Source organism: Nocardioides lentus (assembly GCF_039529515.1).
GTDB classification, from domain to species: domain Bacteria; phylum Actinomycetota; class Actinomycetes; order Propionibacteriales; family Nocardioidaceae; genus Nocardioides; species Nocardioides lentus.
The window spans coordinates 245,601-268,150 of record NZ_BAAAMY010000014.1 but is presented as its reverse complement, the minus strand read 5'-3'; the positions used below and the strand labels follow the sequence as shown (position 1 = coordinate 268,150).

At 74.8% G+C, this 22,550-nt stretch carries 20 protein-coding genes; 15 read left to right on the top strand and 5 right to left on the bottom strand.

The window, feature by feature from the left end; genetic code table 11:
- Positions 1-220: 220 nt before the first annotated feature.
- Complete coding sequence (gene purU, locus ABD158_RS18630; protein WP_344009400.1) at positions 221-1,126, bottom strand: formyltetrahydrofolate deformylase; 906 nt, start codon at positions 1,124-1,126, stop codon at positions 221-223.
- Between the two features lie 172 nt (positions 1,127-1,298).
- Here purU and ABD158_RS18625 point away from each other — a divergent pair, with 172 nt between their 5' ends.
- From ABD158_RS18625 to ABD158_RS18605, 5 genes are all read left to right on the top strand, one after another.
- The gene (locus ABD158_RS18625; RefSeq protein ID WP_344009397.1) at positions 1,299-2,888 is read left to right on the top strand and encodes a BCCT family transporter; all 1,590 of its coding nucleotides are present in this window, start codon (positions 1,299-1,301) and stop codon (positions 2,886-2,888) included.
- Positions 2,885-3,844, top strand: a complete 960-nt coding sequence (locus ABD158_RS18620; protein ID WP_344009395.1) for an ABC transporter substrate-binding protein — start codon at positions 2,885-2,887, stop codon at positions 3,842-3,844. The genes ABD158_RS18625 and ABD158_RS18620 overlap by 4 nt, the downstream gene beginning before the upstream one ends.
- Before the next feature lie 26 nt (positions 3,845-3,870).
- Positions 3,871-4,401, top strand: a complete 531-nt coding sequence (locus ABD158_RS18615) for an Hsp20/alpha crystallin family protein (protein ID WP_344009393.1) — start codon at positions 3,871-3,873, stop codon at positions 4,399-4,401.
- 229 nt (positions 4,402-4,630) lie between these two features.
- A complete protein-coding gene (locus ABD158_RS18610) occupies positions 4,631-6,109 on the top strand; it encodes a hemolysin family protein (protein WP_344009391.1) in 1,479 nt (492 codons plus the stop codon).
- Entirely contained in the window at positions 6,106-7,155 is a 1,050-nt protein-coding gene (locus ABD158_RS18605; protein ID WP_344009389.1) for a CNNM domain-containing protein, read from the top strand. Before ABD158_RS18610 ends, ABD158_RS18605 begins: the two co-directional genes overlap by 4 nt.
- 63 nt (positions 7,156-7,218) lie before the next feature.
- Here ABD158_RS18605 and ABD158_RS18600 read toward each other — a convergent pair whose 3' ends face one another.
- A complete protein-coding gene (locus ABD158_RS18600; protein ID WP_344009387.1) occupies positions 7,219-7,752 on the bottom strand; it encodes a DUF4334 domain-containing protein in 534 nt (177 codons plus the stop codon).
- Between the two features lie 66 nt (positions 7,753-7,818).
- Here ABD158_RS18600 and ABD158_RS18595 point away from each other — a divergent pair, with 66 nt between their 5' ends.
- Genes ABD158_RS18595 through ABD158_RS18585 form a run of 3 tightly spaced genes read left to right on the top strand, consistent with a single transcriptional unit; the run spans position 7,819 to position 13,292 of the window.
- Positions 7,819-9,312: a flavin-containing monooxygenase gene (locus ABD158_RS18595; RefSeq protein ID WP_344009385.1), complete on the top strand. Its 1,494-nt coding sequence runs from the start codon at positions 7,819-7,821 to the stop codon at positions 9,310-9,312.
- 36 nt (positions 9,313-9,348) lie between these two features.
- A complete protein-coding gene (locus ABD158_RS18590) occupies positions 9,349-10,764 on the top strand; it encodes a 3' terminal RNA ribose 2'-O-methyltransferase Hen1 (protein WP_344009383.1) in 1,416 nt (471 codons plus the stop codon).
- Positions 10,761-13,292 carry a polynucleotide kinase-phosphatase gene (locus ABD158_RS18585; protein WP_344009381.1) on the top strand — a complete coding sequence of 844 codons (2,532 nt, stop codon included), beginning with the start codon at positions 10,761-10,763 and terminating at the stop codon, positions 13,290-13,292. The genes ABD158_RS18590 and ABD158_RS18585 overlap by 4 nt, the downstream gene beginning before the upstream one ends.
- A gap of 49 nt (positions 13,293-13,341) precedes the next feature.
- Here the strand turns inward: ABD158_RS18585 and ABD158_RS18580 are convergent, their stop codons facing one another.
- Positions 13,342-14,238 carry a sulfite exporter TauE/SafE family protein gene (locus tag ABD158_RS18580; protein ID WP_344009378.1) on the bottom strand — a complete coding sequence of 299 codons (897 nt, stop codon included), beginning with the start codon at positions 14,236-14,238 and terminating at the stop codon, positions 13,342-13,344.
- A 98-nt stretch (positions 14,239-14,336) separates the two neighbouring features.
- Positions 14,337-16,397, bottom strand: a complete 2,061-nt coding sequence (paaZ, locus tag ABD158_RS18575) for a phenylacetic acid degradation bifunctional protein PaaZ (protein WP_344009376.1) — start codon at positions 16,395-16,397, stop codon at positions 14,337-14,339.
- Positions 16,398-16,442: 45 nt separating this feature from the next.
- On the opposite strand from paaZ, the gene paaA reads away from it, so the two are divergent.
- From paaA to paaI, 6 genes are read left to right on the top strand one after another with little or no spacing between them, the layout of a single operon-like run.
- Positions 16,443-17,459: a 1,2-phenylacetyl-CoA epoxidase subunit PaaA gene (paaA, locus tag ABD158_RS18570; protein WP_344009374.1), complete on the top strand. Its 1,017-nt coding sequence runs from the start codon at positions 16,443-16,445 to the stop codon at positions 17,457-17,459.
- The gene (paaB, locus tag ABD158_RS18565; RefSeq protein ID WP_425573235.1) at positions 17,452-17,832 is read left to right on the top strand and encodes a 1,2-phenylacetyl-CoA epoxidase subunit PaaB; all 381 of its coding nucleotides are present in this window, start codon (positions 17,452-17,454) and stop codon (positions 17,830-17,832) included. Before paaA ends, paaB begins: the two co-directional genes overlap by 8 nt.
- Positions 17,833-17,839: 7 nt before the next feature.
- Complete coding sequence (gene paaC / locus ABD158_RS18560; RefSeq protein ID WP_344009372.1) at positions 17,840-18,775, top strand: 1,2-phenylacetyl-CoA epoxidase subunit PaaC; 936 nt, start codon at positions 17,840-17,842, stop codon at positions 18,773-18,775.
- Positions 18,772-19,287, top strand: coding sequence for a 1,2-phenylacetyl-CoA epoxidase subunit PaaD (gene paaD, locus ABD158_RS18555; RefSeq protein WP_344009370.1), 516 nt, complete (start codon positions 18,772-18,774; stop codon positions 19,285-19,287). Before paaC ends, paaD begins: the two co-directional genes overlap by 4 nt.
- Positions 19,287-20,378, top strand: coding sequence for a 1,2-phenylacetyl-CoA epoxidase subunit PaaE (paaE, locus tag ABD158_RS18550; protein WP_344009368.1), 1,092 nt, complete (start codon positions 19,287-19,289; stop codon positions 20,376-20,378). Before paaD ends, paaE begins: the two co-directional genes overlap by 1 nt.
- The gene (gene paaI, locus ABD158_RS18545; protein ID WP_344009366.1) at positions 20,371-20,823 is read left to right on the top strand and encodes a hydroxyphenylacetyl-CoA thioesterase PaaI; all 453 of its coding nucleotides are present in this window, start codon (positions 20,371-20,373) and stop codon (positions 20,821-20,823) included. The genes paaE and paaI overlap by 8 nt, the downstream gene beginning before the upstream one ends.
- 60 nt (positions 20,824-20,883) lie before the next feature.
- Here paaI and ABD158_RS18540 read toward each other — a convergent pair whose 3' ends face one another.
- Positions 20,884-21,486 carry a TetR/AcrR family transcriptional regulator gene (locus ABD158_RS18540; RefSeq protein WP_344009364.1) on the bottom strand — a complete coding sequence of 201 codons (603 nt, stop codon included), beginning with the start codon at positions 21,484-21,486 and terminating at the stop codon, positions 20,884-20,886.
- A gap of 54 nt (positions 21,487-21,540) precedes the next feature.
- Here ABD158_RS18540 and ABD158_RS18535 point away from each other — a divergent pair, with 54 nt between their 5' ends.
- Entirely contained in the window at positions 21,541-22,449 is a 909-nt protein-coding gene (locus ABD158_RS18535; RefSeq protein ID WP_344009362.1) for an alpha/beta fold hydrolase, read from the top strand.
- Positions 22,450-22,550 lie beyond the last annotated feature (101 nt).

Below are 22,550 nucleotides of genomic sequence, written 5' to 3'. Positions count from 1 at the left end.
GGACGGCGGGCGCCGACGCCGTCGCCCGCACGCCGCAGCGCGGGCGCCGGGCGAGGCGGTAGCAGCGGGCCGGTCGGTGGCCGGCACCGGCGGCGAGGCCGGCGGCGGGGTCGGCGGTGGGGTCGGCGGCGGGCTCGTCGGGTCTCGTGGCTCGCCGCCTCGTGCCTCGGCAGCTCGCACCTCGACCTCCGGGGGCGGCTGGTGGCTCGACCTGCGGGCTTCAGAAGACGATCGTCGAGTTCCCGTCGCGGGCGACGCGGTCCTCGAGGTGCCAGCGCACCGCGCGGGACAGCACGGCGCGCTCGACGTCGGCGCCCAGACGGACCAGGTCGGTGGTGGAGTGGCGGTGGTCCACCCGGACCACGTCCTGCTCGATGATCGGGCCCTCGTCGAGGTCCGGGGTCACGTAGTGGGCGGTCGCGCCGATCAGCTTGACCCCGCGCTCCTTCGCCTTCTGGTAGGGCCCGGCGCCGATGAACGCCGGCAGGAACGAGTGGTGGATGTTGATCAGCGGCACGCCCGCGGCGTCGAGGAACTCCGGCGTGATGATCTGCATGTAGCGGGCCAGCACGACCAGGTCGACGTTGCCCCGCAGCAGCTCGAGGATCCGGGCCTCGGCCTCGGCGCGGTTGTCCCGCGTGGCCGGCACGTGGAAGTACGGCACGCCGAAGGGCCGCACCTCGTCGGCCAGGTCCGGGTGGTTGGAGATCACCATCGCGACCGTCATGTCGAGCTCGCCGCGGCGGTTGCGCCACAGCAGGTCCAGCAGGCAGTGGTCGGTCTTGGACGCCATGATCGCCACCCGCTTGGGGCGCGCGGCCTCCGAGAAGCGGTGCTCGATGCCGAAACGCTGCCCGACCTCGGCGACGAAGCGCTCCTGGAGCTCCTCCCAGGCGGCGTTGAGCCCGGGCAGGTGGAACTCGGTGCGCTGCACGAAGCGGCCGCCCTCGGCCGCCGTGGAGAACTGGTCGAGCGAGACGATGTTGGCGCCCGCGCCGGTGAGGAAGGTGCTGACCGCCGCGACGATGCCGGGCTGGTCCTGGCACTGGATCATCAGCCGCCCCCGGTCGTGGGGGGACCCGGCGGGGACGGCCGGGGGCAGCGCGGAGTGCGGGGAGCTGGTCATGGACCCGGAGCCTGCCACCTCGCGGCCCCACCGCTCCGCGCGGTCCGCCGGGCGTGCGAAACACGGGTGCCGCGGTAGACATACCCCCCGCCCCTCCGGTTGTCTGGTCCGACCGGCCTCGGGGGTCGGACCGGGCTGCGCCCGTCGACCGACCGCTCCACCGGAGGTGCGCGTGAACCGCCTGACCCGCGGGACCGATCCGGCCGTGTTCTGGGGCTCGGCGTCCCTGATCGCGGTCTTCGTCGTCTGGGGCCTCGTCGCGCCCGCCAGCCTCGGCGGCACGATGGCCGCTGCGCTGGCCTGGGTGGTCGGCAACTTCGGGTGGGCGTTCATCCTCATCGCCTTCGCCGGCCTGATCTTCTGCCTGGTGCTCGTCGTCCACCCGTGGGGACGGATCCGCCTCGGCCCCGACGACTCCCGCCCCGACTTCAAGACCTTCTCCTGGGTCTCGATGATGTTCGCCGCGGGCCTCGGCGCCGGCCTGCTGTTCTACGGCGTCGCGGAGCCGGTCACCCACTGGTCGGCCCCGCCCCACGGCCTCGCCGAGCCGCAGAGCCAGGAGGCGACCCTCACCGCGCTCCGCTACACCTACTTCCACTGGGGCTTCAACGGCTGGGCGATGTACGCGATCCTCGGGGGCGCGATGGCCTACTTCAGCTACCGCAAGGGCCTGCCGACGCTGGTCAGCGCGACGTTCACCCCGATCCTCGGCCCCGACGCCACGACCAAGCCCCTGGGCCGCCTGGTGGACGCCCTGGCGATCGTGGCCACGATCTTCGGCACCGCCACCGCGCTCGGACTCAACGGCCTGCAGCTCAACAGCGGGCTCGACTACCTCTTCGGGGTGCCCAAGTCGAACGCCGTCGCGGTCACGATCATCGTCGTCGTCACCGGGCTCTTCCTGGTCTCCGCGACCTCGGGCGTCGAGAAGGGCATCAACTTCCTCGCCAACCTCGGTGCGGTCGCCACGATTGTGCTGTTCGTCTTCTTCCTCGTCGTCGGCGGCTCGACCGTGCTCGTGATCTCCAACGGCATCCAGTCCATCGGCGACTACGTCATCCAGGTGATCCCGATGTCGCTGGAGACCGGGGTGGGCGACGAGCCGTGGATGGCCAGCTGGACGATCTTCTACTGGTCGTGGTGGATCTCGTGGGCCCCCTTCGTCGGCATGTTCGTGGCGCGGATCTCGCGCGGCCGCACCATCCGCGAGTTCGTGCTCGGCGTGGTCGCGGCGCCCACCGGCTTCGGGTTCGTGTGGTTCGCGGTCGTCGGCGGGACCGGCATCGAGCTGCAGCGGACCGGCCAGGCGGACATCCTCGGCACCCTGGCCACACCCGAGCTGTCGCTGTTCCAGGCCCTCGACGCGCTGCCGTTCCCGGCGATCGTCTCGGCGGTCTGCGTGGTGCTCATCGCGCTGTTCTTCATCTCCGGGGCCGACGCGGCCAGCGTCGTCATGGCGACCATGGCCTCCCGGGGCTCGCTGACGCCCGGTCGCCCCGTCGTCGTCGTCCTGGGCCTGCTCATGGGCGGCATCGCCTGCGCGATGCTGCTCGTCGGCGGTCTGGTGGCGCTCCAGCAGGCGGCCGTCCTCGGCTCGGTGCCGTTCACCTTCGTCATCATCGGCGTCGCGTGGTGCTGGGTGAAGGCGCTGCGCGAGGAGACCCGCGAGCAGCGGGAGGCCGAGCTGGAGGCGCGCCGCGAGCCGGGGCGCACGACCGCCGACGCCGACACGGTGCTGCCCGAGGCCGGGAGCACCCCGTGAGAGGCCCCCGCGCGTGGCTCGCGACCCTGCTCGCGGGACTGCTCGCCGCGGGGACGCTGGCGGCCTGCGGCACCTCCACCGAGCAGGACGCCTCCTCCCAGCCCCAGGGCGCGGCCGTGCGGGTGCGCCTGGGCACCCAGGAGTTCCCCGAGGCCCGGGTGATCGGGGAGCTGTGGCGACAGGCGCTCGCCGTCAACGGGTACGCCGTGGACCTGCGCACCGGCGTCGGGCCCGCCGAGGACCTCGACACGGCGCTCCAGGCCGGTGACGTCGACGGCTACGTGGCCTACACCGGCACCGTGCTCTCGGTCGTCGCCGACGAGGAGGTGACCGGCCTCGACCCGCAGGCGACGTACGAGCGGGCCGCCGACTTCTACGCCGGCCAGGACATGGTCATGAGCGCGATGACGCCGTTCCAGAACAAGGACGCCGTCGCCACGACCACGACGTACGCCCGGGAGAACGGGCTGACCACCATCGCCGACCTCGCCCGGGCGGGGGGCGCGGACGGCGGGCCGGTGCGCTTCGGGGGCCGCGAGGAGTTCCGCGACCTCGACCTCGGCCTGGTCGGCCTGGCCGAGGTCTACGGGCTCACCGACGTCGCGTTCGCGCCGCTCGAGCTCGGCACCCAGTACGACGCGCTCGACGACGGGGAGGTCGACGCGGTCGACGCGTTCACCACCGACCCGCAGCTCGACGGCGGCGACTACACGCTGCTCGAGGACCCCGAGCTGCTGTTCGGCTCCCAGAACGTCGTCATGGTCGTGGGGGAGGACAAGCTGGAGCGGATCGACGGCGAGGCCTTCCTCACCGTCGTCGACGCTGTCAACGCCGAGCTGACCGAGGAGGCGATGGTCGCCATGAACGCCTCCGTCACCGACGGCCGGGCACCGGACGAGGTGGCCCGGGAGTTCCTCGACGACGTCGGCCTCACCACCCCGCTCGACCTCGGCTGAGCCCGACCCCACCCCAGGAGACGACCGTGAGCGACGACCGCCGCAACCCCTTCGACGGGGTCACCGACTACTTCAGCGAGCTGGCGCGGATGCGGACGCTCGGCACCCACGGGACCCTCCCGTCCGCCGAGCGCGCTGGGGAGGGCGGCCAGCGCACGCACGCGTCGGCCTGGGTCCCCGCGACCGACATCCTCGCCGTCGGCGACGACCTCGTGATCCAGCTCGAGCTGCCCGGCGTCGCCGCCGACGACGTCGACCTGCGCCTGCACCACGGGGTGCTGACCGTGTCGGGCTCGCGGGAGGCCGTCGCGGTCCCCGGCGACGACGGACCGGTCGAGCCGCCGTACTTCGTCCGCGAGCGGTACGTCGGGGAGTTCCGCCGCTCGATCACGCTCCCGGACGGCACGCAGCCCGAGGACCTGAGCGCGGAGTTCGCGGACGGGCTCGTGGAGGTGCGGGTCGCGGGCGCGGCGCAGGGGCCCCGCAGCACCCGCATCGCCGTCGCCGACCGGTCGCGGGCCAGCACGAGGCGTCCCGTGGCGGGTCCCGCGGACTGACCCGGCCGTCCGCGCCCGGGCCCGTCGGGCGCGTCCACGGGGTCGGCGTCGCGGAGCGGACACCACGGGGGAGCGTCTGGCACACTGGTGCGACCCGTTCCCTTGTCTCCAGGAGACCCGAAACACCGATGGACTGCGACAGTCCGAGCCGACAACCGGCTCCCACCTGCCCCCTCCGTCCGCTCCGCGCCGCTGAGTCGGCGCCCCGCCCCTCCCGGGGGGTGACGTCATGTGGGTCCTGAGCCTGCTGCTCGGCCTGCTGGTCGTGCTGCTGATCACCGCGGCCACCGGCTACTTCGTGGCGCAGGAGTTCGCCTACATGACGGTGGACCGCAACCGCCTGAAGGCCCGTGAGGCCCAGGGCGACGCGGCCGCCACCCGCGCGCTCGGCGTGACCCGCCGCACGTCGTTCATGCTCTCCGGCGCCCAGCTCGGCATCACCGTGACCGCGCTGCTCGTCGGCTACGTCGCCGAGCCGCTGATCGGCGAGGCGCTCGGCGTCGCGCTGGGCGGCGTCGGGGTGCCGACCGGCGTCGGCATCGGCGTCGGCACGGCGTTCGCGCTGATCTTCTCGACGTTCGTGCAGATGCTGTTCGGCGAGCTGTTCCCCAAGAACCTGTCCATCGCCAAGCCCGAGCCGGTCGCGCTCTGGCTGGCCCGGTCGACGACGATCTACCTGGCGGCCTTCGGCTGGCTGATCGCGATCTTCGACGCGGCCTCCAACCGTCTGCTCAAGCTCGCGGGCATGGAGCCGGTGCACGACGTGGAGTCCTCCGCCAGCCGCGCCGACCTCGCCCACATCGTGGCGGACTCCCGCGAGACCGGCGACCTCCCGAGCGACCTGGCCCTGCTCATCGACCGGATCGTCGACTTCCCCGACGAGGACGTCGAGCACGCGATGGTGCCGCGCGCCCGCCTGGGCACGGTCCGCGCCGACGACTCCCTCGAGGAGCTGTGGACCACCATGGCCACCGGCCACTCCCGCTACCCGGTGCTCGGCTCCGAGCAGGGGATCGAGGACGTCGTCGGCGTCGTGCACCTGCAGGACGTCCTCGCGGTCCCCGACCGCACGGGGCGTGACGTGGCCAGCGTGATGCGCGAGCCCGTGCTCGTGCCCGCGGTGATGTCGCTGCCGGACGCGCTGACCGAGCTGGCCCGCAGCAAGCAGCAGCTGGCGTGCGTGCTCGACGAGCACGGCGGACTGACCGGCGTGATCACGCTCGAGGACCTCGCCGAGGAGCTGGTGGGCGAGATCGACGACGAGCACGACCCGGACCTGGCCCCCGGCCTGGACCAGCTGGACCACAGCGACGACGGCGACGAGCCGTCCACCGAGTGGACGCTGCCCGGCTCGCTGCCCTACGACGAGCTGGAGCGCGCGGTCGGCCGCGACCTGCCCGAGCTCGAGAGCGAGACCCTCGGAGGCCTGCTGGTCGAGGTCAACGGCGCCTTCGCCGAGGTCGGCGACGTCGTCGAGGTCGACCTCGTCCCCACCGCCGAGGACCTGCTGGAGACCGACGTCCCGCCCGACCGGATGCGCCTGGAGGTGCTCGAGCTCGAGCGCCACGTCCCCAGCCTCGTCCACGTCACCCTCGTCGACGCCGAGGAGCTGGCGGCCGCCGAGGAGCTGGCCGCCGAGGAGCGCGCCACCGAGGAGCGGGCCACCGCGGCGACCGTCCCGACCACCACCGAGGAGGAGGTCCGATGACCTCGAACCCGCTGATGGTCGTCGCCGTCACGGTCGTCCTGATCGTGCTGAGCGCCTTCTTCGTGGCCGTCGAGTTCGCCCTGCTGGGCGCCCGTCGCCACCGGCTCGAGGAGCTGGCCCCCACCAGCCGCGCCGCCCGCGCGGCGCTGCGCAGCCACGGCGAGCTCACCGTGCTGCTCGCCGGCTCCCAGCTCGGCATCACCGCCTGCGCGCTGGGCCTCGGTGCCGTGACCAAGCCCGCGCTCGACTACGCCCTGCGGCCGCTGCTGGCCGACATCGGGGCCCCGGGCTGGCTCGCCACCGCCGCGGCGTTCGCGATCGCGCTGGTCGTCGTGACCTTCCTGCACCTCGTGATCGGCGAGATGGCCCCGAAGTCGTGGGCGATCGCCCACCCCGAGACGGCCGCGACGATGCTCGCGATCCCGATGCGGGGCTTCATGTGGGTCTTCCGCCCGGTGCTGGTGTTCCTCAACGAGGCCGCCAACTGGCTGCTGCGCCGGGTCGGGGTGACTCCGCAGGAGAGCGTCTCGTCGGGCCAGGACCCCTCCGACCTGCGTCAGCTGATCGAGCACTCCGCCAACGTCGGCGCGCTCGACCCGGCGTTCTCGGCGCACCTGACCGAGACCCTCGACCTGCAGAACCTCACCCTCGGCGAGCTCGTGGACGTCCGCCGGGTCGCCACGGCGGTCGCCGCCGATGCGACGGTCGCCGACGTGCGGCGGGTGGCCCGCGACTCGGGGCACCTGCGGGTGCTGGTGGCCGACCCCGCCGGCGGCGCGGGCCGCTACGCCGGGTTCGTGCACGTGCGCGACACCCTGCCCGAGCCGGACGAGCGGCGCGCCGACACCATGCTGCGCCCGCTGCCCACGCTGGCGGGCGACACCCCGGTCTACGAGGCGGTCCGCCAGATGCGCGAGGCGCGGGCCCACCTGGTGCTCGTCTCGACCGCGGAGGGCACCGGCGTGATCACGCTCAGCGACGTCCTGACCCGGTTGTTCCCGCACCCGGTCGAGGAGGACGCCGAGGTCGAGACCGCTCGCGCCTGAGCGCTCGACCACCTGGGCCCGCGGGTCCGGTTGGTCCCGCGGGACCGGCGGGCCCGCGGGTCGTCACGTCTCGCGGTGCAGCAGGAAGACGAAGGGCTGCGTCATGCCCCGCAGGTCCATGACCCCGAGCAGGGTGGCCTCGTCGAGGCGTCGGAAGTGGTCGGCGATCGGCAGGTCGTCGTAGACCATCGTCGCGGTCACCACCCCGCGGTGCTCGACGGCCCGCAGCCGCGAGTGCGGCGCGCGCGTGCGTGCCAGGGCCACGGCGCGGCGGCCGACCGCGGCGACCGGGGCCGGCCGCAGCCGCGGCCCCAGCCGCAGGACGAGGCCCATCGGCACGAGGGCGGGGTTGGCGCTGAACAGGCCCCGGGGGCCGCGGAACACCAGCGGGTGGCCGTCCTCGGCGCCCTCGAAGCGCTTGCCGTGCCAGCCGTACGCCTCCAGCAGGCCGTCCATCGGGTGCCCGGTCGGGACCCCGCTGCCGCGCCAGGAGCCCAGCAGCTCGTCGAGGGCCACGGCGGGCAGGTCGTCGTAGACGCGCAGGGCGTCGGCGGTCGTCGTGCCCCGGCCCAGCGCGGCGGCGTCGGTCTCGGTCACGGGGTCCACCTCGGCAGGGGTCGGGAGCGGTCGCCGGCTGCGGCGGTCGTGCCCGAGACTAGGGCCATGTCGCCCCGGGAGCCGTCGGTCGAGCCGTCCCCACCCCTGTCGGCGGTGGTCGTGGGCGCCGGCTTCGGCGGCCTCGCCGCCGCGATCGAGCTGCGGCGCCGCGGCGTGGCCGACGTGGTCGTCGTCGAGCGCGGCGACGACGTCGGCGGCGTGTGGCGGGAGAACACCTACCCGGGCGCCGCGTGCGACGTGCCCTCGCCGTTCTACTCGTTCTCCTACGCACCCCACGCGCGGTGGCCGCGTCGCTTCTCCCGCCAGCCGGCCATCCTCGACTACCTGCGCCGGGTGGCCGAGGAGCACGACGTGCGCCGGCTGGTGCGGTTCTCGACCGCCGTCCTCGCCGCGTCGTACGACGACCGGACCGGGCGCTGGACCGTCGCCCTCGACGACGGCTCCGAGCTGGTCTGCGACGTGCTGGTCTCGGCGGTCGGTCAGCTCTCGGAGCCCGCCGTGCCCGATCTGCCCGGGCGGGAGGACTTCGCCGGCGTCGCCTTCCACACCGCCCGCTGGCGCCACGACGTCGACCTGACGGGACGCCGCGTGGCGGTCGTCGGCACGGGCGCCAGCGCCGTGCAGGCCGTGCCGGAGATCGCGGGCACCGCCGCGCACCTGACCGTCGTGCAGCGCACCCCGCCGTACCTGCTCCCGCGCCCGGACCGCGCGTGGGGCCCGCGCCACCACCGGGTGTTCGCGGCGGTCCCGCCGGTGCTGGCCGCGGAGCGGCTGTTCTGGTACCTCGCGGTCGAGGCACTGAGCGTCGCCTGGGCCTACGCCCGGCCCCTGGCCGCGCTGCTGCGGGCCTGGTCGCGGCTCTCGATGCGGCGGGCCACGGCGGCCGAGCCCGGCCTGTTCGAGAAGGTCTGGCCCCGCTACGCGATCGGCTGCAAGCGGCTGCTGTTCTCGGACGACTACCTGCCGGCGCTCGCCCGCCCCGACGTCACCCTCGTCACCGGCGGGGTCGACCGCGTCGAGCCCGACGGGCTGGTCCTCGACGACGGCACCCGGCACCCGGTGGACGTGATCGTGTGGGGCACCGGGTTCGCCGCGGCCGACTTCCTGTCCTCGCTGCGGGTGACCGGCGCCGGGGGCCGCGACCTGCACGAGGTCTGGCGCGACGGCGCGCACGCGCACCACGGCCTGACGGTGCCGGGCTTCCCCGGACTGCTGCTGATGTACGGGCCCAACACCAACACCGGCGGCGGTTCGATCGTGCACTTCCTCGAGACCCAGGCGCGGTACCTCGGCGACTACGTCGAGGCCCGCCGTCGCGCCGGCGCGCCGCTCGACGTGCGCGCCGAGGTCGAGCGGGCCTCCGACGAGCGGGTGCAGCGACGGCTCCGGCGCAGCGTGTGGACCCGCTGCTCGTCCTGGTACCGCACCGCGGGCGGCCGGATCACCACCAACTGGCCCGGGCTCGGGGTCGAGTACCGCCGCACGGCCCGCTTCACCGAGGCCGACTACGCCCCCGCCCGGAGCCCGGTCGCCGCCTGAGGGAAAACCGCTGGCGGGCGCCGGGAGGATGGGGCCGTGCTGCTCACCGTCTCCACCACCCACTCACCCGCGACCGACCTGGGCCACCTGCTGCACAAGCACCCCGACCGGGTGCAGCGCTTCGAGCAGTCCTTCGGGACCGCGGTGGTGCTCTACCCGGAGGCCGACGAGCAGCGCTGCACGGTCGCGCTGCTGCTGCAGGTGGACCCGGTCCGCCTCGCGCGCTCGCGCGCGAAGGGGCTGCCGGACTTCAGCCTCGGGCAGTACGTCAACGACCGCTCGTACGCCGCCTCGTCGCTGCTGGCGGTCGCACTGGGCAGCGTCTTCTCCACCGCCCGGGCCGGGCGGAGCCGCTCGCACCCCGAGCTGGCCGCGACGCCGATCCCGCTCGAGGTGGAGGTCCCGGTGCTGCCGTGCCGCGGCGGCCCCGCCGTCGCCGAGCGGGTCTTCGCGCCGCTCGGCTGGGAGGTCGAGGCGACCCCGGTGGCGCTCGACGAGGGACACCCGGAGTGGGGGCCGAGCCGCTACGTCCGACTGCGGCTGACCGGCGAGGTCCGCCTCTCGGACGCGCTGAGCCAGCTGTACGTCCTGCTGCCGGTGCTCGACGAGTCCACGCACTACTGGCAGGGCTCCGACGAGGTCGACAAGCTGCTGCGCTCCGGGTCGGGCTGGCTCGCCGGCCACCCGGACCGCGAGCTGATCACCCGCCGCTACCTGGGTCGCGCGCCTGGCCTGGCCCGGGAGGCGCTCGGCCGTCTCGCCGAGCTCGACGGCACGGCACCGGCCCCGCACGACGGGGTCGACGCCGCCGTGGCGGAGGAGGAGCGTGCCCGCCGACCGCTGGCGCTGCTGCGCCAGGACGCCGTCGCCGGCGTCGTGCGCGAGCTGGGCGCACGCTCGGTCCTCGACCTGGGTTGCGGCCAGGGCCAGCTGGTCGCCCGGCTGCTCGCGACGCCCGGCGTCGAGCGGGTCGGCGGCTGCGACGTGTCCGCCGCGTCGCTGCGTGCCGCCGCCCGGCGCCTGCGCACCGATGACATGTCAGAGCGCCAGGCCGAGCGGCTCACGATCTTCCAGGGGGCGCTGACCTACGAGGACGACCGCTTCGCCGGCTGGGACGCGGCGGTGCTGATGGAGGTCGTCGAGCACGTCGACCCCGGACGCCTGCCCGCGCTGGAGCACGTCGTCCTCGGCCGCGCCCGGCCCGGCGCGCTCGTGGTGACGACCCCCAACCGGGAGTTCAACGACCGCTACCCGGACCTCGCCCCGGGCGCGGTGCGCCACCCCGACCACCGCTTCGAGTGGGACCGGGCCGGGTTCGCGGCATGGTCGGACCGGGTCGCCGCGGCGTACGGCTACCGCGTCGAGCGTCGCGGGGTGGGCGAGGTCGACCCCGAGCGCGGCACGCCCACGCAGATGGCCGTGTTCACCCGTGACCCCCAGGAGGCCTCATGAGCGAGCCCACCACCGTCACCGTGCCCGCGACCGGGCTGGTGCTGCTGGTCGGGGTCTCCGGCAGCGGCAAGTCGACGTTCGCGCGCGAGCACTTCCACCCCACCGAGGTCGTCTCGTCCGACGCCTGCCGGGCGATGGTCTCCGGCGACGAAGGGGACCAGGACGCGACGGCCGACGCCTTCGACCTCCTCGAGCACTGGGTCGGGATCCGTCTGCGCCGCGGGCTGCTCACGGTGGTCGACGCGACCAACGTGCAGCAGCGGGCGCGGGCCTCGCTGGTCGCGCTCGCGAAGCGGCACCACGTCCTCGTCGACGCCCTCGTGCTGGACGTCGGGGAGAGCACGGCCGCCGCGCGCAACGAGGCGCGGCCCGAGCGCGACTTCGGCGCACACGTCGTCCGACGCCAGCAGCGCGACCTCGACCGGTCGCGGCGGGGACTGCGCAAGGAGGGCTTCCGCCGCGTCCACGTGCTCGGCCCGGCGGAGCTCGCGGCGGGCGTGACGATCGTTCGCGAGCGGTCCTGGAACGACCGCCGCGAGCTGAGGGGCCCGTTCGACGTCGTCGGCGACGTGCACGGCTGCGCCTCCGAGCTGCGGACGCTGCTCCTCGAGCTGGGCTGGACGGTGCAGGAGGACGGGGCGGGCCGGGCGGTCGGGGCGCACCACCCGGAGGGTCGGACCGCGGTCTTCGTCGGCGACCTCGTCGACCGCGGCCCCGACACCCCCGGGGTGCTGCGGCTGGTGGCCGGCATGGTCGAGGCGGGCGCGGCCCTGTGCGTCGCCGGCAACCACGAGGCCAAGCTCGTGCGGGCCCTGAAGGGCTCGTCGGTCACCGTCGCCCACGGGCTGGCGGAGTCACTGGAGCAGCTGGCGGCCGAGCCCGACGAGGTGCGGGCGCGGATGCTGGCGTTCATGGACGGGCTGGTCAGCCACTACGTCCTCGACGGGGGCCGGCTCGTCGTCGCCCACGCCGGGCTGAAGGAGGCCTACCACGGGCGGGCGTCGCGTCAGGTCCGCGCGTTCGCGCTCTACGGCGACACGACGGGGGAGACCGACGAGTACGGGCTGCCCGTGCGGCACCCCTGGGCGCAGGAGTACCGGGGCGCGGCGGCCGTGGTGTACGGCCACACCCCGGTGCCGGTCGCGACCTGGACCAACAACACGATCTGCCTCGACACCGGTGTCGTGTTCGGCGGGGCGCTGACGGCGCTGCGCTGGCCGGAGCGCACGCTGCACGCCGTCCCCGCGGAGCGAGAGCACTACGCGCCGGTCCGCCCGCTGGTGCCCGCCGCCGCCGAGCGGGACCCGGCCGTGCTGCGCCACGACGACGTGGGCGGGACCCGGTGGCTGGAGACGACGCACGCCGGACGGGTCAAGGTGCCCGGGGAGAACGCGGCCGCCGCGCTGGAGGTGATGAGCCGGTTCGCGGTCGACCCGCGCTGGCTGGTCCACCTGCCGCCGACGATGTCGCCCGCGCGGGCCTCACGACGCGAGGGCTACCTCGAGCACCCCGAGGAGGCCTTCGACGAGTACGCCGGCTGGGGCGTCCGCCGGGTGGTCTGCGAGGAGAAGCACATGGGCTCGCGGGCGATCGCGACCCTGGCCCGCGACCAGGACGCGGCGCGGCGCCGGTTCGGCGTGGCCGACGGGTCGACCGGGGTGGTCCACACCCGCACCGGCCGTGCCTTCCTCGACGACTCCCTCGGGCTGGTCGCGCGGCTCACCTCCGCGGTGGCGCCGCTGTTCGACGAGCTGGCGACCGACTGGCTGGTGCTGGACTGCGAGCTGCTGCCCTGGTCGCTGAAGGCCGAGGGCCTCGTGCGCGAGCAGTACGCCGCGGTGGGCGCGGCCGCCCGCGAGGCGCTGCCCGCGGGGCTGGCCGTGCTGGAGCGCGCCGCGGCGCGGGGCCTCGACGTCGCCGACCTCGCCGACGACCTGCGGCGGCGCCGCGACCACGCGGCCGCCTTCCGCGACGTCTACACGTCGTACGTGCGGCCGACCTCGGGGCTGGACGGCGTCACGGTGGCGCCGTTCGCCGTGCTGGCCGCGGAGGGCCGCGTGCTCACGCTGGACGAGCCGCACCCGTGGCACCTCGCGCGCCTCGGTGCGCTCGAGGACCCGTTCCTGACCCCCACCCGGCACGTCGAGGTGGACCTCGACTCGCCCGCGTCGCGGGCCGCGGCCACCGACTGGTGGCTGGCGCTGACCGCGGACGGCGGCGAGGGGATGGTGGTCAAGCCGGCCCACCGGACCGACCGGGCGAGCGGCGTCGACCGGCGGGTGCAGCCGGGGCTGAAGGTCCGCGGGCGGGAGTACCTCCGCATCGTCTACGGCCCCGACTACCCCGACAGCCTCGAGGAGCTGCGCGGTCGCGACACCGGTCACAAGCGCCGGCTCGCGCTGCGCGAGCACGGGCTCGGCTTGTCCGCGCTCGCCGACCTCGTGGCCGCCGAGCCGCTGTGGCGCGTCCACCAGTCGGTGTTCGCCGTGCTCGCGCTGGAGTCCGAGCCGGTCGACCCGCGGCTCTAGGCGCTCGGCCCCGGGATACGGCGCACGGTCCGCCGTGCGCCGGGACGACTCAGGCGTTGACGCCGGGGTTGCCGACGACGGCGAGGCGGCCGGCCTTCTCCTTCTCCCAGGCGCGCCAGGCGAGGCGACCGACGAGGGCGAGCCAGGCCACGATGAGGATCGCGTCGAGCCAGCCCGGGAGCCCGCCGAGCAGCGACACGACGGTCACCAGGTTCACGAGGATGACCAGGCCGCCGACCATGGTGCCCATCGGGGCGTGGGGGAGGCGTCCGGCGAGGCGGGCCGCGATCGGGGCGATGCACACGCCGCCGAGCACGAGGCCGAGCACGGGCAGCCAGGGGATGTCCTGGTGGGCGGCGCCCGTGACGAATCCGGTCGAGACCGACACGGCGACGGCGAACTCGGCCGCGTTGACGGTGCCGACGACCTTGCGGGGCTCGTGGCGGGTGACGGTCATCAGGCTGGGGGTCACGACCGGGCCCCAGCCGCCGCCGCCGGTCGCGTCGACGAAGCCGCCGAGCACGCCGATGGGCGCGAGCCACCGGGTGCGCTCGCCGTTCTTCGGCACCGGGATCAGGCGGAAGCCGAAGCCGAAGCGCAGCAGGATCACGAACCCGAAGAACAGCAGCAGCCCCGCCATCCAGCCCTTGGCGGCCTCCAGGCTGATGGAGGTGAGCACGACGGCGCCGAGGAAGCCGCCGACCATGCCGGGCAGCGCGACGCGGAGCAGGATCCTGACGTCGATGTTGCCCTCACGCCAGTGGGACAGCCCGGAGATCAGGGTCGTCGGCAGCTTGGCCGCGTGCGTCGCGGCGCTGGCCGTCGCCGGGGCGACCCCCAGCGCGAGCAGCACGGTCGCCGAGGTGACGCCGAAGCCCATCCCGAGGGTGCCGTCGACGAGCTGAGCGAGTCCGCCGGCCACGGCGAAGGCGAGTACGAGCCACACAGGAGGACCTCCGGGTCACCTAGTTCTAGCGAGGTGCCAAAGGCTAGCGATAAACACGACCTTTCACGACATCGGCGCGCCCGATCACGTCCGACCGGTCACCGGTCGGCGGGCGGCCAGTCCTTCGCGACGAGGGTGAGCACGTCGTACGTCGCGACCGGCTCGCCGGCGCTGTTGGTGACGACGGCGTCCCAGCGGACCTCGCCGTAGTCCGCCCGGGGGCGGGGCGTGACCTGCTTGACGGTGAGCGTCACCGCGATCGCGTCGCCGGCCCTCACCGGGGTCAGGAAGCGCAGGTGGTCGACGCCGAAGTTCGCGAGCACCGGGCCCGGGTCGGGGTCGACGAAGAGGCCCGCCGCGAGCGACACGACCAGGTAGCCGTGGGCGACGATCCCACCGAACAGCGGGTTCGCCGCCGCGGCGGCGGCGTCGGTGTGCGCGTAGAAGGTGTCGCCGGTGAAGTCCGCGAAGTGGGCGATGTCCTCGGGCGTGACGGTCCGCGACGCGGACGCGATCGTGTCGCCGACGCGCAGCCGGGCCAGGGGCTTGCGGAACGGGTGCACGTCGTCCGTACGACGCCGCGAGCCCGGCGTCCACCGGCCCGTCACCGCGGTCAGCACGTCGGGGGAGCCCTGCACGGCGGTGCGCTGCATCAGGTGCAGCACGCCGCGCACGCCGCCCATCTCCTCGCCGCCGCCGGCGCGCCCGGGGCCGCCGTGGACGAGCGTCGGCAGCGGCGCGCCGTGGCCCGTCGACTCGCCGGCGTCGTCACGGTCGAGCACGAGCACGCGTCCGTGGAGGGGTGCGAGACCGCGCACCAGGTCCCGGGCGACGACCTCGTCGTGGGTGACGACGGAGGCGGCGAGGCTGCCGCGACCGCGGGCGGCCAGCGCGACGGCCTCCTCGACCGAGGAGTAGGTCATCACCGTGCTGACCGGGCCGAACGGCTCCACGTCGTGGGGCTCGGAGGCGTCGTCGTGGGCGCGCAGCAGCACCGGCGACATGAAGGCACCGCGCTCGGCGTCCGCGCCGGTGACCTCGACGGACGACGGGTCGCCGTACGCCAGGTCGGCGTGCGTGCGCAGTCGCGCGACGGCCTCGCGGACCGCCTCCCGCTGCGCGAGGCTCACCAGCGCCCCCATCCGCACGCCCTCGGCGGCGGGGTGGCCGACGGTGGCCCGGGACAGCCGCGCGGAGATCGCCTCCACGACCTCGTCGGCGCGGCGGGCGGGCACGATCGCGCGACGGATGGCGGTGCACTTCTGGCCGGCCTTGCCGGTCATCTCGGCCGCGACGCCCCGCACGAACAGGTCCCACTCCGGGTCGCCGGGGGCGACGTCGGGCCCGAGGACCGAGCAGTTCAGCGAGTCGGCCTCCACGCCGAGGGTGACCCCGCGACGGACCACGGCGTCGTGGGTGCGCAGCAGCGCGCCGGTCCGCGAGGAGCCGGTGAAGGCGACGTGGTCGCCGACGTCCAGCGCGTCGAGCAGGCCCGCCGGACTGCCGACGTGCAGCTGCAGGGCGCCCTCGGGGAGGATCCCCGACGCGAGCACCAGCCTCACCAGGCGCTCCGTCACGTACGCCGTCTGCGGGGCCGGCTTCACGATCTGCGGCAGGCCCGCGAGCAGCCCGGGACCGAGCTTCTCCAGGACGCCCCAGACCGGGAAGTTGAAGGCGTTGACCTGCACCATCACCCCGGTCCGCGAGGCGAACAGGTGCTGGCCGAGGAACGTGCCGCCCCGTCCGAGCGGCACCGGGGGGCCGTCGAGCACGACGGTGTCGTCCGGCAGCTCACGCGTGCCGACCGAGCCGGCGGCGAACAGCGTGCCGATGCCGCCCTCGATGTCGCCGGTGCCGTCGGCCCGGGTCGCGCCCGTGCGCAGGGACAGCTCGTGCAGCTCCTCGGCGTGGGCGGTCAGGTGCGCCCCGAGCGCCTTCAGCAGGCCGGCGCGCTCGGGGAACGTGAGGGCGCGCAGGGCGGGACCGCCCACCGCCCGGGCGTGGTGGGCCATCGCCGCGACGTCGGGGGAGGTGTCGGAGAACCGGGCGACCTCCTCGCCCGTGGCGGCGTCGAGCAGGGGGTGTCCCTCGTCGTCGGGGGCCACCCACCCCCCGGCGGCGAAGTGCTCGAGCAGCGGGGGCTTCCGGGCGGCCGTCATGCGTGGCAGACTATTACAGACCGATCGGTCAGGAAAGAGGTCCGGATGACTGTCGAGGATGCCGTCGACCACCCCGTCGACCAGCCCGTGGACGAGCCCGTGGACGAGCCCGTGGACGAGGCCGAGCTGCAGGCGCGGTTCGACGCCGTGATCGCCCGCCACGACCGGGTCGAGCCGCGCGACTGGATGCCCGAGAGGTACCGGGCGACCCTGGTGCGCCAGATCGCCCAGCACGCTCACTCCGAGATCATCGGCATGCAGCCCGAGGGCAACTGGATCACCCGCGCGCCGAGCCTGCGGCGCAAGGCGATCCTGCTGGCCAAGGTGCAGGACGAGGCCGGCCACGGTCTCTACCTCTACTCGGCCTGCGAGACGCTCGGCGCGTCCCGCACCGAGCTGACCGAGAAGCTGGTCTCGGGCGCGCAGAAGTACTCCTCGATCTTCAACTACCCGACCCTGTCGTACGCGGACGTCGGGACCATCGGCTGGCTGGTCGACGGTGCGGCGATCTGCAACCAGGTGCCGCTGTGCCGCACGTCGTACGGGCCCTACGGCCGGGCGATGATCCGCGTCTGCAAGGAGGAGTCCTTCCACCAGCGGCAGGGCTACGAGCTGCTGATGACGATGATGCGCGGCACCGACGAGCAGCGCGCGATGGTGCAGGAGTCGGTCGACCGGTTCTGGTGGCCGGCGCTGATGATGTTCGGCCCGCCCGACGCCGACTCGCCCAACACCGCGCAGTCGATGGCCTGGGGCATCAAGCGCGACACCAACGACGAGCTGCGCCAGAAGTTCGTCGACATGACCGTCCCGCAGGCCGAGCGGCTCGGGGTGACGCTGCCCGACCCGGGCCTGGTGTGGGACGCCGAGCGCGGCCACCACGACTTCACCCAGCCCGACTGGGAGGAGTTCCTGGAGGTCGTCAAGGGCGGCGGGCCCTGCAACGCCGAGCGGATCGCCCACCGCCGCGCCGCCCACGAGGACGGCGCCTGGGTCCGGGAGGCGGCGAGCGCGTTCGCCCGTCGGCAGGACGCGGCGGCCCGGGAGGTCTCCCGTGGCTGACGCCGACCGCAGCGCGAGCGACTTCGCCGCCGACGGTGGTCACGGCGCGGTCCCGCTCGAGGGCGTCGAGACCGGTCTCGGCCGGGCGCCGTCGGGGGAGTGGCCGCTCTACGAGGTCTTCGTGCGCGGCAAGCGCGGCCTCAACCACGTGCACGTGGGCTCGCTGCACGCCGCCGACGACCGGATGGCCGTGCGCCACGCCCGCGACGTCTACACGCGTCGCAACGAGGGCGTCTCCATCTGGGTGGTGCGCGCCGACGCCGTGACCGCGTCGAGCCCCGACGAGAAGGACCCGCTGTTCGCGCCCGCGGGGGACAAGGTCTACCGCCACCCCACGTTCTACGACATCCCCGACGACGTCCCCCACATGTGAGGCCCCGATGAGCGAGCACGACAGCGTCTACGACGGGCTCAGCGGCCACGACGCGCCGGGCGACGACTCGCAGTGGGCCTTCGGCACCGACTTCGAGGACCCGCTCGCCGGCGTCGACACCACCATCCCCGACGGCGTCGACCCGGCCGTCCTCGCGACGTACTGCCTGATGCTGGGCGACGACGCCCTCGTCCACTCCCACCGCCTGTCCCAGTGGACCTCGCGCGCCCCGGACCTCGAGGACGACATCGCGCTGGCCAACATCGCCCTCGACCTGCTGGGCCAGGCCCGGCTGCTGCTCGCCCGGGCCGCGGCGGCCGACCCGGCGGTCGTCCCGGTGCTGCCGGAGGGCTCGCCGGTGCCGCCCGAGGACGCCCTGGCGTTCTTCCGCGACACCGCGGACTTCCGCAACCTGCGCTTCCTCGAGCCCGAGAACGGCGACTTCGCCGAGACCACGCTGCGTCTCCTGGTCGGGGCCGCCCACCGGCTCGCGCTGCTGCAGCGGCTCGCGACGAGCCGCGACCCGGTGCTGTCCGCGATCGCGGTCAAGGGGGTCAAGGAGGTGACCTACCACCGCGACTACGCCGGCCGGTGGGTCGTCACCCTGGCGCAGGGCACCGCGGAGTCGCGGCGCCGCGTCGTCACCGCGCTGCCGCGGGTCTGGCGCCACCACGCCGAGCTGTTCCGCTCGCACCCCGTCGAGGTCGCCGCGGCCGCGTCCGGCGTCGGCGTCGACCCGGCGACCGTCGAGGGCGAGGTCGGCGCCGTGCTCGACCAGGTGCTCGCGGTCGCCGGCCTCGAACGGCCCGACGTCCCGGCCGCCGGGCCGATGCCCGGCGGCGGCCACGGCATGGGACGCGACGGCCGCCACACCGAGCTCCTGTCGCGCCTGCTCGCCGAGATGCAGTCCGTGGCCCGCGCGCACCCGCGGGGCCTGTGGTGACCGCCCGCGTCGACGACCGTGGCCGCGACCTCGCCCGCTCGGTCGCCGCGAGAGTCACCGACCCCGAGATGCCGATGCTCACGCTCGCGGACCTCGGCGTCCTGCGGGACGTCGAGGAGACCGCCGAGCGCGTGGTCGTCACGATCACGCCGACCTACTCGGGGTGCCCGGCGATGGCGACCATGCGCGACGACCTCGTGCACCGGCTCCGCGACGCCGGCTACGCCGACGTCGAGGTGCGCGTCAGCCTCTCCCCGGCCTGGTCGAGCGACTGGATCAGCGAGCGGGGCCGACGCGCGCTGGTCGCCCACGGGATCTCCGCGCCCGGCGCGGCCCCCCGCCACGACGGCCCGGTGGCGCTGTCCCTGCTGCCGACGCGCCGGGCGGTGAGGTGCCCGCGGTGCGACGCGCCCGACGTCCGGCTGGTGTCGGAGTACGGCGCGACGGCCTGCAAGGCGGTCTACGCCTGCGAGGGGTGCCTCGAGGTGTTCGACCACGTGAAGGAGATCTGATGACCACCGAGGTCGCCGGTGCGCGGACGCGCGCCCGCGCGGAGTTCCACGAGCTGCGCGTCGCCGCCGTCGAGCAGCTGTGCGACGACGCGGTCGCGGTCACCTTCGACGTGCCGGCCGGGCTCCGCGCGGCGTACGACTTCGTCCCTGGCCAGTCCCTGACGCTGCGGCGGTGGGTCGACGGCGCCGAGCACCGGCGCAGCTACTCGATCTCCTCGCCGGCCGGCAGCCGGCCACGGGTCGGGGTGCGGGAGATCCCCGACGGGATGTTCTCCCGCTGGCTGGTCCGCGAGGTCCGCGCGGGCGACGTGGTCGAGGTGCAGACGCCGACCGGCTCCTTCGGCCTGGCCGAGGCCGACCGCGGCGGGCGGCACCTGTGCATCGCGGCCGGCTCCGGGATCACGCCGATGCTGTCGGTGGCCGCGACCGCGCTCAGCCACCCCGACGCGCGGGTGACCCTGCTCTACGGCAACCGCACCACCGCCTCGGTGATGTTCGCCGAGGAGCTCGCGGACCTCAAGGACCGCGCCGGCCACCGTCTCGACCTGGTCCACGTGCTCTCCCGCGAGCCGCGGGACGTCGAGCTCTTCTCGGGGCGCCTCGACGCGGACCGGCTGCGCGCGATCCTCACCGCGCTGGTGCCGCTCGACGGTCTCGACCACGTGTGGCTGTGCGGGCCGTTCGGGCTGATCTCCGACGCCCGCGCCGTGCTCGGCGAGCTCGGGGTCGACCCCGACCGGGTGCACTTCGAGCTGTTCTACGTCGACGAGCCGCCACCCGAGCTGACCCGCGCCGCGCCGGTCGTGGAGGGCGACGTCAGCGAGGTGACCGTCGTCCTCGACGGCCGCACCACGACGACGGCGATGGCCCGGGGCCGGGCGATCCTCGACGGCGCCGCGGCGACCCGCCCCGACCTGCCGTTCGCGTGCAAGGGCGGCGTCTGCGGGACCTGCCGGGCCCGCGTCACCGCCGGGGAGGTCGACATGCGCCGCAACTACGCGCTCGACGACGCCGAGGTCGCGGCCGGGTTCGTCCTGACCTGCCAGACGGTGCCCGTGAGCGACGACGTGACCGTGGACTTCGATGCCTGAGGCACCGGCCGGGGCGGGCGACGCGCAGGCGCTGGCCGAGCGCTGCACCCACGAGATGCTGAGCGGCGACGCGTCCCGGCGGCTGCTCGACATCGAGCTGCTCCTGGTCAGCCCGGGTCGGGCCCGCCTGGCGATGACGGTGCGCGGCGACATGGTCAACGGCTGGGGCTTGTGCCAGGGCGGTCTGGTCTCGACGCTCGCCGACAGCGCGTTCGCGGTCGCCTGCAACACCCACGGCGAGGTCACCGTCGCGGCCGGGTTCGACGTCTCCTTCCTGGAGTCCGGCCGGCTCGGCGACCGTCTCGTCGCGGACGCCCGCGAGGTCGCCCGACGCGGTCGCTCGGGGATCTACGACGTCACGGTCACCCGGTCCGCGGACGAGGCGGTGCTGGCCGAGTTCCGCGGCCGCAGCCGCGCCACCGGTCGGCCGAACCCGGCGGCCTGAGGGCGCGGCGCCCGCGCGCCGGGTCCGGGCCGGGTCCGGGACCGCCTCGGGCCCGGGTCGTCAGCGGCGGACCAGGCCGTCGAAGACCAGGGTCGTCAGCGCGGCCGCGAGGTCGTCGGGGCTCACCGGGCCGCCGGGCCGGTACCACTCGACGAGCGAGTTGACCGTGCCGAACAGCAGCCGGCTCACCAGCTCCGGCTCGAGGTCGTCGCGCAGCGCCCCCTCCTCGACGGCCTCGCGGACCAGAGCGGTCAGCCGCTGGTCCAGCTCGCGGCGCCGGGCCAGCGCGGCCTGCTCGACGGGGCTGTTGCCGCGGACGCGCAGCAGCAGCGTGACGGCCGGCTGTCGCGCGACGAGCACCCGCACCGAGGCCTCGACGGCGGCGCGCAGGCGCTGCTCGGCGGACCGGTCCGGGCCGGCGACCTCGTCGATCGCGGAGCCCAGGCCGTCCAGGGCCTCGTCGAGCGCCGCCCGCAGCAGCGCCTCCTTGCTCGGGACGTGGTGGTAGATCGCGGACTTGGTGAGCCCGAGGTGGGCGGCGAGGTCCGACATCGACGTGGCGTCGTAGCCGTGGGTGTTGAACAGCTCGACCGAGCGCGCCAGCACGGTCGCCGCGTCGTACCCGGGTCGCCCGCGGCGGGAGGTCGGGCCGGTCGTGCTCACCGGCCCAGTGTCCCAGCCCTTCCCCCGGGGCCGGCGGGGTGCTCGGATGGGGCCATGAGCGAGCCGTTCCCCCACCCCGGTCCGACCCCCGCCCGCACCGACGTCGAGAGCGCCGGCGGCGTCCGCCTGGCGACGTACCACTGGGAGCCCGAGGGCGACCCGCGGGCGGTGGTGCAGCTGGTGCACGGGATGGGCGAGCACGCCGGACGGTACGCCCGGGTCGCGGAGCGGCTCGTCGCCGAGGGCTTCGCGGTCTGGGCGCACGACACCCGCGGACACGGGCGGACCGCGGTCGAGCGGGGCGGGGAGCAGGCGCTCGGCCGGGTCGGGGCCGAGGGGTGGGGCGAGTTCGTCGCGGACATCGGCCGCGTCGGCTCCGCGGCCCGCGAGGCCCACCCCGGCCTGCCGCTGGCCGTGGTCGGTCACAGCCTGGGCAGCTTCGCGACCCAGCAGTGGCTGCTCGGGGCGAGCGTGGACGTCGACGCGGCCGTGCTGTCCGGCACCGCGGCCGTCGACCTGCTCGAGCCGGCCGTCGACCTCGACGCCGAGATGGACCTGTCGGCGTTCAACGGTCCCTTCGAGCCGGCCCGCACGGAGTTCGACTGGCTCACCCGCGACGAGGCCGTCGTGGACGCGTACGTCGCGGACCCGTGGTGCGGGTTCAGCATCGACGCGGCGGCGGTCCGGGCCTGCTTCGAGGCCGGTCGCGCGCTCGCCGACCCGGCCCGGGTCGCGGAGGTCCGCGACGACCTGCCGGTCTACGTCGTGGTCGGCGACGCCGACCCGCTCAACGCCGGACTCGCCCTCGTCACCCCGGTCGTCGAGCGCCTGGAGGCCGCGGGTCTGTCCGACGTGACCCTCGTGGCCCACCCCGGTGCCCGCCACGAGGTCCTCAACGAGACCACCCGGGCCGAGGTCCTCGACGGTCTCGTCGCCTGGCTCGACCGCGTGCTCCCCGCCTGACCCGGCCGGCGGGTGCGCCCCCGAGCCGGCGCGTGTGTGCGCGCAGAGGGCGCCGAGTCGGCGCGTGTGTGCGCGCGGAGGGCGCCGAGTCGGCGCGTGTG

Bases quoted from the DNA above. Each gene is read 5' to 3' on its own strand.
- ABD158_RS18610 (WP_344009391.1), top strand. From the start codon at position 4,631: ATGTGGGTCCTGAGCCTGCTGCTCGGCCTGCTGGTCGTGCTGCTGATC.
- paaC (WP_344009372.1), top strand. From the start codon at position 17,840: ATGAGCGAGCACGACAGCGTCTACGACGGGCTCAGCGGCCACGACGCG.
- ABD158_RS18605 (WP_344009389.1), top strand. From the start codon at position 6,106: ATGACCTCGAACCCGCTGATGGTCGTCGCCGTCACGGTCGTCCTGATC.
- ABD158_RS18595 (WP_344009385.1), top strand. From the start codon at position 7,819: ATGTCGCCCCGGGAGCCGTCGGTCGAGCCGTCCCCACCCCTGTCGGCG.
- paaI (WP_344009366.1), top strand. From the start codon at position 20,371: ATGCCTGAGGCACCGGCCGGGGCGGGCGACGCGCAGGCGCTGGCCGAG.
- paaE (WP_344009368.1), top strand. From the start codon at position 19,287: ATGACCACCGAGGTCGCCGGTGCGCGGACGCGCGCCCGCGCGGAGTTC.
- purU (WP_344009400.1), bottom strand. From the start codon at position 1,126: ATGACCAGCTCCCCGCACTCCGCGCTGCCCCCGGCCGTCCCCGCCGGG.
- paaZ (WP_344009376.1), bottom strand. From the start codon at position 16,397: ATGACGGCCGCCCGGAAGCCCCCGCTGCTCGAGCACTTCGCCGCCGGG.
- paaA (WP_344009374.1), top strand. From the start codon at position 16,443: ATGACTGTCGAGGATGCCGTCGACCACCCCGTCGACCAGCCCGTGGAC.
- ABD158_RS18535 (WP_344009362.1), top strand. From the start codon at position 21,541: ATGAGCGAGCCGTTCCCCCACCCCGGTCCGACCCCCGCCCGCACCGAC.
- ABD158_RS18585 (WP_344009381.1), top strand. From the start codon at position 10,761: ATGAGCGAGCCCACCACCGTCACCGTGCCCGCGACCGGGCTGGTGCTG.